This is a genomic window from Prevotella sp. HMSC077E09 (genome assembly GCF_001814685.1).
In the GTDB taxonomy this organism is placed as follows: domain Bacteria; phylum Bacteroidota; class Bacteroidia; order Bacteroidales; family Bacteroidaceae; genus Prevotella; species Prevotella oris.
On record NZ_KV817482.1, the window covers coordinates 1 to 10,091 of the forward strand.

13 protein-coding genes are annotated in these 10,091 nt (G+C 41.9%); 8 read left to right on the top strand and 5 right to left on the bottom strand.

What is annotated here, in order from left to right:
• Positions 1–169 precede the first annotated feature (169 nt).
• Genes HMPREF2983_RS00125 through nusB form a run of 5 tightly spaced genes read right to left on the bottom strand, consistent with a single transcriptional unit; the run spans position 170 to position 3,517 of the window.
• Positions 170–613, bottom strand: a complete 444-nt coding sequence (locus HMPREF2983_RS00125; RefSeq protein WP_070665507.1) for a DUF5606 family protein — start codon at positions 611–613, stop codon at positions 170–172.
• Between the two features lie 34 nt (positions 614–647).
• Positions 648–1,232 carry a dephospho-CoA kinase gene (coaE, locus tag HMPREF2983_RS00130; RefSeq protein ID WP_070665509.1) on the bottom strand — a complete coding sequence of 195 codons (585 nt, stop codon included), beginning with the start codon at positions 1,230–1,232 and terminating at the stop codon, positions 648–650.
• 14 nt (positions 1,233–1,246) lie between these two features.
• Positions 1,247–2,227, bottom strand: coding sequence for a CdaR family protein (locus tag HMPREF2983_RS00135; protein ID WP_070665511.1), 981 nt, complete (start codon positions 2,225–2,227; stop codon positions 1,247–1,249).
• A complete protein-coding gene (gene yajC, locus HMPREF2983_RS00140; RefSeq protein WP_004371019.1) occupies positions 2,220–2,537 on the bottom strand; it encodes a preprotein translocase subunit YajC in 318 nt (105 codons plus the stop codon). Before yajC ends, HMPREF2983_RS00135 begins: the two co-directional genes overlap by 8 nt.
• Before the next feature lie 20 nt (positions 2,538–2,557).
• The gene (nusB, locus tag HMPREF2983_RS00145; RefSeq protein WP_070665513.1) at positions 2,558–3,517 is read right to left on the bottom strand and encodes a transcription antitermination factor NusB; all 960 of its coding nucleotides are present in this window, start codon (positions 3,515–3,517) and stop codon (positions 2,558–2,560) included.
• Between the two features lie 217 nt (positions 3,518–3,734).
• Between nusB and HMPREF2983_RS00150 the strand changes: the two genes are divergently transcribed.
• The 8 genes from HMPREF2983_RS00150 to mnmE all read left to right on the top strand — a co-directional run bounded on the left by HMPREF2983_RS00150 (position 3,735) and on the right by mnmE (position 9,820).
• On the top strand, positions 3,735–4,349 hold the full coding sequence (locus HMPREF2983_RS00150; protein ID WP_004371021.1) for a 50S ribosomal protein L25/general stress protein Ctc: 615 nt from the start codon (positions 3,735–3,737) through the stop codon (positions 4,347–4,349).
• 6 nt (positions 4,350–4,355) lie between these two features.
• Positions 4,356–4,928, top strand: coding sequence for an aminoacyl-tRNA hydrolase (gene pth, locus HMPREF2983_RS00155; RefSeq protein ID WP_070665516.1), 573 nt, complete (start codon positions 4,356–4,358; stop codon positions 4,926–4,928).
• Positions 4,929–4,931: 3 nt separating this feature from the next.
• Positions 4,932–5,348 (top strand): RNA-binding S4 domain-containing protein, encoded by a 417-nt coding sequence (locus HMPREF2983_RS00160; RefSeq protein ID WP_004371023.1) that lies wholly within the window; start codon positions 4,932–4,934, stop codon positions 5,346–5,348.
• Between the two features lie 55 nt (positions 5,349–5,403).
• On the top strand, positions 5,404–5,757 hold the full coding sequence (locus tag HMPREF2983_RS00165) for a hypothetical protein (protein ID WP_070736625.1): 354 nt from the start codon (positions 5,404–5,406) through the stop codon (positions 5,755–5,757).
• 201 nt (positions 5,758–5,958) lie between these two features.
• The gene (locus HMPREF2983_RS13700) at positions 5,959–6,189 is read left to right on the top strand and encodes a hypothetical protein (protein WP_141757597.1); all 231 of its coding nucleotides are present in this window, start codon (positions 5,959–5,961) and stop codon (positions 6,187–6,189) included.
• 213 nt (positions 6,190–6,402) lie between these two features.
• On the top strand, positions 6,403–7,569 hold the full coding sequence (locus HMPREF2983_RS00170; RefSeq protein WP_070665520.1) for a hypothetical protein: 1,167 nt from the start codon (positions 6,403–6,405) through the stop codon (positions 7,567–7,569).
• An 8-nt stretch (positions 7,570–7,577) separates the two neighbouring features.
• Positions 7,578–8,456: a nucleoside phosphorylase gene (locus HMPREF2983_RS00175; RefSeq protein ID WP_070665524.1), complete on the top strand. Its 879-nt coding sequence runs from the start codon at positions 7,578–7,580 to the stop codon at positions 8,454–8,456.
• Entirely contained in the window at positions 8,456–9,820 is a 1,365-nt protein-coding gene (gene mnmE, locus HMPREF2983_RS00180) for a tRNA uridine-5-carboxymethylaminomethyl(34) synthesis GTPase MnmE (protein ID WP_070665522.1), read from the top strand. The genes HMPREF2983_RS00175 and mnmE overlap by 1 nt, the downstream gene beginning before the upstream one ends.
• Positions 9,821–10,091 lie beyond the last annotated feature (271 nt).

A 10,091-nucleotide genomic window follows, 5' to 3' on the forward strand; every position in this document is an offset into this window, starting at 1 on the left:
AAGAGGCTTTCGTAGGGGTACGATGAACGAAAAATAGCGAAAATCGACTTTCCCTCACGGGGGAAATAGGAAAACTCCGAAAGTTAGACAAAATAACTTTCGGAGTTATGTTCATTTTTTGACACTCCATTGCTCTTTATTTTGTAAAAAGCAAAGCCGATTTATGGGATTATTCTGCGTCCTTGCGATCGTCAATATTATCTCCCTGTGTCGGTGCAAGCGTCTTTTCGAAATCGGTAATACCTGCCTTTACAAGGATGTCATACCACTGAAGCAACTTCTTGATATCACTGTCGTGCACACGTTCCTGGTCGAAATTAGGCAACACTTCAGCGAAATAAGCACGAAGTTCTTTAGGACTCAACTTCCTATAGTTTACAGAAACCTCTTTACCGCCTTCCTTCTTGCAAACATTTTCGAGAACATTCCACAATGGAATATCATCGGCGTCAGTGTACATGGCAATATCACCAAGGCTTGTCACACGGTCAGAAGCAAAGGCCGGGATACGTTTATGAGTTTCATCAAGTGACTCAACAATGAGATTCATTTTACCACGAGAAACCAGTTTATAAAGTCCTGGTTTACCTGCGATTGAAAGGATTGTTTCCATTTTCTTAAATTGTTTTATATTTCTGATTAATATTCTATATTTCCCAATTGAAATCTACAAACATCTTATCTATCTGTGTTTCGAGACTGGCACGTCCGTCATTCACAATGACAAAATCAGCCCGTTTTTCTATTTCTTCCTGTGGCATCTGGCGGTCAATCCATTGCAAAGCGCTTTCACGAGTGATTGAGTCGCGCTCCATGATGCGCCGGACTCTCATTTCTAATGGAGCAGACACACAGACGACATGATTGAATTTCACTCTGTGATTGAAACCGCTTTCGAAAAGGATAGCACTTTCAAGCCATTGAAGATTGCTTAGCATAAAATCGTTTGCCACGGCTGGATGCACGATATCATTAACCGCTTGCTTATGGGTATCGTTTTCAAGTAGGAATGCAGCAAGCACCCTCTTCTCTATGATTCCATTTTGACAAATCTCATCACCTATCAGATGTTGCAACATCATCTGCAGGCTCTCGTCTGAACGCATCAACCGTTTAGCGGCCTCATCGCAATCATAGACAGAGATTCCCCGCGCCTCCAACAAGTGGCACACATAACTCTTGCCCGAGCCAATTCCCCCTGTTATTGCAAACCGTTGTAATGCTCTTTCCATTAAGTTCACGTTCTTTATTGTTGCTCTACGAGATAGTCTACCTGTGACATCTGTAGCTTTGGGCGGAGAATAACATCGGGGAACTGACGCAACTTGATAGGACATTTGTCAGAAGGATGGTTGGCAATGTCGTTATAATCGGCAACAACCATGAACTGTTCAGGACGAATATTACGGAATCTGCTCCCCCCTACCGTGAAAGAAAGCTTCACCTTGGAGGGAAATGTACGCAACATCTTACCAGTTGGCATGTTAACAGCCACAATCGGCACCTCAATACTTTCTTCGGTCAAGATATCCGGATAGATTGTCATGCGAACTTTCTGCGGCATAATCTTGGCACCTTTAATGGTATGCAGCAATACGTCACGACTGATAGTATCCTCTATATGCCGCAAGGATAAGGTTTCGGTTGTAACCCATTGAATACTGTCAAGCACGCGCTTACTTGCATAAACGGTAACCTTGGAAGGTTGAAACTTAATTCTGGAGATATAATAACTTTTTCCTGCTTCAACAAGTCCGGCTATACGGATAGGGAACTGTCGTGATTGACCATAGTTGAAATAGAAAGTCAGCAGGTCAGACTTGATGGCCGATATCTTGGAAGAGCTATAGAGACGAAGATATATCAAGCGCTGCAAATCAGCTAAAGAAACCTTTCCTGTCCCTGTGCTTTTGTTGGCATAACTTTCAAAATCAATCGTAACCGGTTGTATCCTGTTTGCATAAGTATAAGCAAGTAGCGTAAAACCTTTGTCACGTATCATCACATCTATCGTATCACTGACATTCTGAGTGATAACCACGTTCTTGGGAACATTTACTAATTTGACAGGCACAGGAATGTCTCTGTCATAAGTTTCGTTAAGAGCCATCAAAAGCCAGAATGTTCCACTCAGTCCGAGAAAGAACAAAAAAATCAGAAACTCCCTATTCAACGTACTGAACAGAAAGTTCCTGACAGTCTTAACTAACTTGAGAATCTTATGCATTAGGTGTCTGAGATGATGCGTCTTCAAAGACATAACCTCTGCTGACCGTAATAACTACACCGCGTGCAATCTCTACATCAACTGTATCTGCACTTACATCTACGCGTTTAATCGTTCCATAGATACCTCCGCCTGTTACGATCTTAGCACCCTCTTGAAGTGAATTCTGAAAGTTACGTATCTTCTTTTGCTTCTTCTGTTGTGGGCGAACCATGAACAACCAGAAAATGACAAGAATAGCACCCATCATGATAAAAACGCCCATTCCACCACCTTGCGCTGCCTGCGCAGCTAATAACATTGCATTCATTTAGATAAGATATTAATTGATTAGTTGTTTTCTTTTTCTTTAGCTTCATGCACTTTCAGTGCCTTAAATACCATTCCATTGTCTACAAGAAAATGGGCAATGGAATCAAGCATCCCGTTAATATAGCCGCCACTCTTCGGAGTGCTGTAGAGTTTGGCTAAGTCTACATATTCATTAATAGTAACACTTATTGGAATATTTGGGAATGTGAGCATCTCTGCAATGGCAATTTGCATAATGACGACATCCATATAAGCTAATCGGCCAAAATCCCAATTGCGACTGGCCTCACTCATATAGCGCTGATACTGATCAGCATTGAGGATTGTTGCACGGAATAGTTTACGGGCGAAGTCTTTATCTTCTTCATCCTTATATTCAGGAAGCAGTTCCTGCATACTCGTATTTTCCTGCTCAAAACGCTTGATAGTTTTCAGTACAAATGTATCAACCACCTCTTTATCATCATTCCAATAGAGGCTCTTTTCTTCAAGCAACGCATCAAGATCGGCATTGTTCTGAATCAGCTGCTTATAGAGTTTTCGCCATACTTCGCGGTCTGCCTCATAGCTATCCTCCTCAGAAGCCATGTAGTCTGCATATATAGAACAGCCCTCTATGAGATTACACATCTTACGAATGAACTCTATATCATCATTCCATGAAATCTTGTGTGCTTCCATGAAATCATTAAGCATCTTGTTTTCTTCTAACTGGACGGCAAATTTATTATAAGCAAACTTCTGTGAAGGTATCTCAAGTCCTTCACGTTGTGCCCGCTGTGTTGCAATTTCCACACGATGACGTTCTTCACGAGTAACAGCAACTATCAAAAGCAGTAAATAATGATATAAATCATACGCCTTAGAAAGACTGAAAAACAATTCTTTTTCGGCAGTATCAATACTCTTGTTACCGTTTTGATAGTACGCATAGGTTAACTGAACGATCTTAATCCTTATAAGTTCCCTATTAATCATTCTCTAATAATTTATGGTTTCCCCTATCGTTTATATGATGCCACAAAATTAGACTTTTTCAACTGAATATGCAAGCGATACCCCTTGTTTTTCAATATTTTTTAGTAGAAATTTGCACAGTAAACGAAAAAAAACTACCTTTGCATCGCTTTTCCGAGAGCAATCTCGTGTGATGGCGAATTAATTCATAACAATTTAATTTAGAGTAACACAAATTATGAAAGAGATTAACGTATCAGGTCAGAAGCGTACAGACCTTGGCAAAAAAGCTTCTAAAGAACTCCGTAAACAAGGATTTATTCCATGTAACCTCTATGGTGAGAAGAAAGATGCTGACGGCAGACCAGAGGCACATGCATTTACAGTTTCTTTCTGTGAACTTCGTAAAATCATCTACACTCCACACATCTATGTCATCAATCTGAACATTGATGGAGAGCATCACACTGCAATTTTGAAAGAAATTCAGTTCCACCCAGTTACAGATGCACCTCTGCACGTTGACTTCTACGAGGTAAACGATCAGAAACCTATCAATATTGGCATTCCTGTTAAGTTGACAGGTTTGGCTCAAGGTGTTCGCGATGGTGGTCGCATGAACCTCTCTATCCGCAAGATTAACGTAACAGCTCCTTACCAACAAATCCCAGAGCATCTTGACATTGATGTAACTGCTTTGAAGATTGGTAAGAGCATCAAGGTTGGCGAACTTTCATTCGAGGGTCTTGAGATTACAACGAGCAAGGATGTGGTTGTTTGCTCAGTCAAGATGACTCGTCAGGCACAGCAGGCTGCTGCCGCAGAAGACGAAGCTCCAACTGAAGCAGAATAATCAGGAATGGACAAGTTTCTTATTTGTGGATTAGGGAATCCGGGAGATGAATATCAGGATACTCGCCACAATACAGGATTTATGGTATTGGACGCTTTTGTAAAAGCGTCCAATATTCATTTTGAAGACAAGCGCTATGGCTACATTGCAGAAACAACCATAAAAGGGCGCAAACTCATCCTGCTGAAGCCTACCACTTTTATGAATCTCAGCGGCAACGCTGTAAGATATTGGCTCAACAAGGAAAACATCGTTCAAAGCCATCTGCTTGTCATCAGTGATGACATAGCTCTTCCTTTAGGCGCATTCCGCCTTAAGGCAAATGGGAGCAATGGCGGACACAATGGCTTAGGAAATATCCAACAACTTATCGGGCAGGATTACGCCCGTTTACGCATGGGTATAGGCAACGAATATCCTAAGGGCGGACAAGTCGATTGGGTGCTTGGTAAATATGACGCTGACGAAATGAAGCGTCTGCAGCCAAGTATTGACATCGCTTGTGAAATCATCAAGAGCTTTGCATTGGCAGGCATAAACATAACGATGAACCAATTTAACAAGCTTGGTAAGAAATAAGACATGGCAGATACAGCAAGAATAGACAAATGGCTTTGGGCAGCACGCGTGTTCAAAACACGTTCTCTTGCTGCAGATGCCTGTAAAAACAATCGCGTGACTATCAATGGCGTCAATGTTAAACCAAGCCATACAATTAAGGCCGGAGAAATCATCTGTGTCAAGAAATCGCCAATCATCTATTCGTATAAGGTATTAAAATGTATAGAACAACGTGTTGGGGCGAAGTTTATTCCTGAAATTTATGAGAACGTAACTGATGCTAAGCAATACGAATTACTCGAAATGAGCCGCATCAGCGGTTTTATTGACCGTGCACGTGGAACCGGCAGACCTACCAAGAAAGAGCGTCGTGCACTCGATTCCTTTGTCGACCCTATCTTATTCGGCTTTGATGATACCGATGACTTCGACGAATAAAAACAGCATACCCGATACTCAATGCCTTAAAATCAAATACATTTTCATTTGTTCCATGAAAAAACAGATGATGTTCTACAGCTCCAAACTTAGGAAAACAGAAAAACAGCTTTCCCAAACTTGGGAAGAACGAAAAACGGAAGAAAACGGCCGTCCCAACATTGGGAAAACTGAAAAACAGCGAAAAATGACTTTCCCAAACTTGGGAAAATCAAAAAACAGCGGAAATCGGCCATCCCAACATTGGGAAAATCAAAAAACGCCACAGGCTGCATTTTCCACCCCTTGGAAAGCCAAAAAACGCAGAAAATCATTCGTCGCTTGTGAGCGAAATGCAGAAATTGCCAAAAGCAGCGTTTCGCTTGCAAGCGACGAGCGAAAAACATTGAAAACAGCATTTCGCTCATAAGCGAAACGCAGAAAACGCAAAAAACAGCATTTCGCTTGCAAGCGACAAGCGAAAAACACAGAAAACAGCATTTCGCTCGTGAGCGAAACGCAGAAAACGCAAAAAAACACTCGTCATCCGTGGATGAAACCAAGAATACGATGAAAAACACTCATCATCCGTGGATGAAACCAAGAAAACGGCAAAAAACACTCGTCATCCGTGAATGAAACCAAGAAAACGGCGAAAATTGGTTTTCAGCCGCGGCCGACGAACGAAAAACGCCGAAAATTGGCTTTCGGCCATGGCCGACGGGTGAAAAACAGTAAAAACAACATTTCGGCCGTGGCCGAAATGCAGAAAATGAGAAAAACAGGTCTTCGGCCGCGGCCGATGAACCAAAAACGACAAAAACTGACTTTCGGCCACGGCCGAAAATCTATCATCCATTAATTTTAATGCATGGCAGTGTATATTGCCGCAACAGAAGCTGAACGAAATGACAGTCCCCGGGAAAAACTTAACTTTAGGAACACCGAATTTTGTTTTTTACAGAAGACTCAAGTAAATTTGCATTTAGCAATCTGCCCACACTTAAAAATCCATTAAAATTTTCATTATTCTCTTTTTTTTCTTATATTTGTAACTCCTATATTCAAAAAAGAAATGACAATTAAGAAAACTGCAATATACTTTTGGATAGCCTGTTTGTCGCTTTCTCTCCCACTCTGTGCACAAAACCGATTAAAAGGAAAGAAAGTGACAGCTAAGGCACAACATGCACAGACGAAGCTTAGCAGTCCAAGTAACGCTCTGTTTCGTGAAATGCTGCCTGCCACGGCCAAGCTGATATTTGCAGACAGCATCATCGTTGATAAAAAAGACTTCCTGAAACAAATTCCAACAGACAGAGAGATTGGAGAAATAATTCCAACAAAGGAATTCTTAGGAAACTCACAATCTCCTGAAGCTTTAACCTTTATCAACGGCATGGGGGATCAGGCTTTCCTGGCTGAAGGAGATACGCTACAGACGGCTATCTACAGCGCTGACAAAATTGGAAAAAAATGGGCACAGCCTACACGAATTACAGCCATAGATGATACATACCTGCAGCCGAACTATCCTTTCATGCTGTCAGATGGCATGACGCTATATTTTGCAGCTAAGGGAAGTCACAGTATTGGCGGCTATGATCTGTTCATGACACGATACAACAACGAACAGCACAGCTTCTACCAGCCGGAAAACATGGGGTTGCCCTACAATTCGACAGCTAATGATTATCTGCTGATTACTGATGATATAAACGAATTAGGCTGGTTGGTCACAGACCGAAATATGCCTGAAGGAAAGGTGTGTATCTATACTTTCGTTCCTACCAAGCAGCGTTTTTCCTATGAAAAAGACAACTTGACGACGAAACAACTTGAGGCCCAGGCACAGATTGCATCTATAGCCCTGACCTGGCAAAACGGAGATCGACAGGCTGCACTCAATCGGTTGAAACAGCTTATTTCGCACAACAAGCCTGTAAAGAACTCGCCAAAGAAACTCAATTTCGTCATCAATGATAACATAACATTTAGAAATATCAATGATTTTAAGGCTGAAAATCAAGAAAAGGTATCCCGCTTTTTAGCGCTTCAGGCAGATTATAACAAACGAGATACAGAACTGCTTCGCCTCCGTGACAACTATGAGAGTGTCACAGGTACACAGAAGCAGGCACTCCGTAAAACGATTGTTGAACGAGAGAAAAACCTTGAACAGCTGCAGATTGACATAGCAAAACTTGAAAAAGAAATTCGCAACAACGAAAACCTTAAATGAACATAAAAATGAATGAAAAGAAATTCTTTGCCGAATCAGAATTGATTATCAATGAAGACGGCAGCATTTTCCACCTGCATCTGAACCCGGAGCAGTTGGCCGACAGAGTAATTTTGGTGGGTGACCCAGGACGAGTGGCCTTGGTAGCAAGCCATTTTGAAACCAAAGAATGTGAAGTTCAAAGTCGTGAGTTCCATACGATAACAGGAACCTTTCAAGGCAAACGCATCACTGTGCTAAGTACAGGTATTGGCTGTGACAATATCGACATTGTTGTTAACGAACTGGATGCATTGGCAAATATAGATTTCAAGACACGCACAGAGAAAGATGCACATCGCACATTAACTCTGGTACGTATCGGCACATGTGGCGGTCTGCAACCCGAAACACCATCGGGTACATATGTAGCCAGTGTGAAGAGCATAGGCTTTGACGGTTTGCTAAACTTTTATGCAGGGCGGAACGAAGTGTGTGACTTAGGCCTTGAAGAGGCTTTCAAAAAGCATATGCATTGGAATCCACTGCTTTGTGCTCCCTATGTAATTGACGCCGACAAGGAATTGATTGACCGTATTGCCCAAAATGATATGGTACGTGGCATAACAATTGCCTGCGGTGGTTTCTTCGGACCGCAAGGACGGGAACTCCGCGTGCCTTTAGCTGACCCTGATCAAAATAAAAAAGTTGAGAGTTTCGAATACCAGGGGCTGCATATCACCAACTTTGAAATGGAGAGTTCTGCTCTCGCAGGGCTTTCTGCATTAATGGGACACAAGGCAATGACCTGCTGTATGGTAATCGCCAACCGATTGGCACAAAAGGCCAATACGGGCTACAAGAATACCATTGACGGACTGATTGAAAAGGTATTGGAGCGTATTTGATGAACAGTAACACCATTTGTGCATTAGCAACTTCAGCAGGAGGGGCAATCGGCATCGTGCGAGTAAGTGGTGACAAGGCAATTGAGATAACCGACAGAGTCTTCAGTGGTATTGGGAAGAAGAGTCTGCTTGAAGCCAAAGGCAACACGGTGCATTATGGAGAAATACATGATCAGCAAGGAAACATCATAGATGAGGTACTTGTCAGTGTCTTCCGTGCCCCACACAGCTATACCGGAGAAGATTGCACAGAGATTTCATGTCATGGTTCTACCTATGTACTTAGCCAAGTAGTAAAAGTGCTCATTGATGCCGGATGCCGGCAAGCTGCCCCGGGAGAGTTCACCAAGCGAGCTTATCTGAATGGTAAGATGGACCTAAGTCAAGCTGAAGCGGTAGCCGATCTTATAGCATCCACTAACAAAGCATCACATAAACTTGCTTTAAGTCAATTGAAAGGGCATTTCAGTAGTGAGTTATCCCGACTTCGCGAACAGCTGTTGAAGATAACATCTCTATTAGAACTTGAGCTTGATTTCTCGGATCATGAAGAGTTAGAGTTTGCTGACAGAAGTGAGTTAAAGACGCTTGCAGAAAAGATTCATGAGCGAATTGCTACTCTCATCCACTCGTTTGAAACAGGTAATGCTTTGAAAAAAGGTATTCCTGTTGCAATCATTGGAAAGACTAATGTCGGTAAAAGCACACTACTTAACTGCATGCTGCATGAAGATAAAGCCATAGTAAGTAACATACATGGTACAACCCGCGATGTCATAGAAGACACGACAGAGATTAAAGGAGTTACCTTCCGCTTTATTGATACAGCAGGTATCAGGGAAACTAAAGATGTAGTGGAACAGTTAGGCATAGAACGTGCCTACAAGAAAATCGGCGAAGCAACCATTGTCTTATGGGTTGTTGACGAGCAGCCAACAACAGAAGAATACACAGAAATACAGCAGCTCACAGCAGAAAAGAAACTGCTCCTGGTTTTTAATAAGATGGACCGTAAGGAATTTAAGCCCATCACGATAAACAGTAAATTCCATGTCATCTATATTTCAGCTAAACATAAACAGAACATGGCAGAACTGGAGACTGCAATTTATGAAGTGGCCGATATCCCTGAAATAACAGAAAACAGCATTATTGTAACTAATGCCCGCCACTATGAAGCCTTAGTCCACGCCAATGACAGCATACTCCGTGTCATTGAAGCCATGGATACAGGTCTTAGTGGCGATTTAATCAGTGAAGACCTTCGCCTCTGTCTTGAACAATTAGCCGAGATTACCGGTGGTCAGATTACGACAAATGAAGTTCTTGGGAATATCTTCAAACACTTCTGCATCGGAAAATAATGCCCTCCGAAAAGTAAACAAACAAGAAAGAAAAAACAAAGAAATAAGAGGGAGTTTCGCTATTTTGCAGACCTCTGTTTGTAATCCCATTCATAAAGCTTTGTATTTTGACTCAAATCACAGCGTAAGATGATTTCTAAAACGTATCTAATTGAGAAAGAAGAAGTTACCTCGCTGTAAAAACTAAACAGGTAACGATTTGGAAACGAGCGAAGTGCCATTAACCGCAGGTTTCTGCATCAACAAAGAACGCTTGTTATTCTATTTGCAA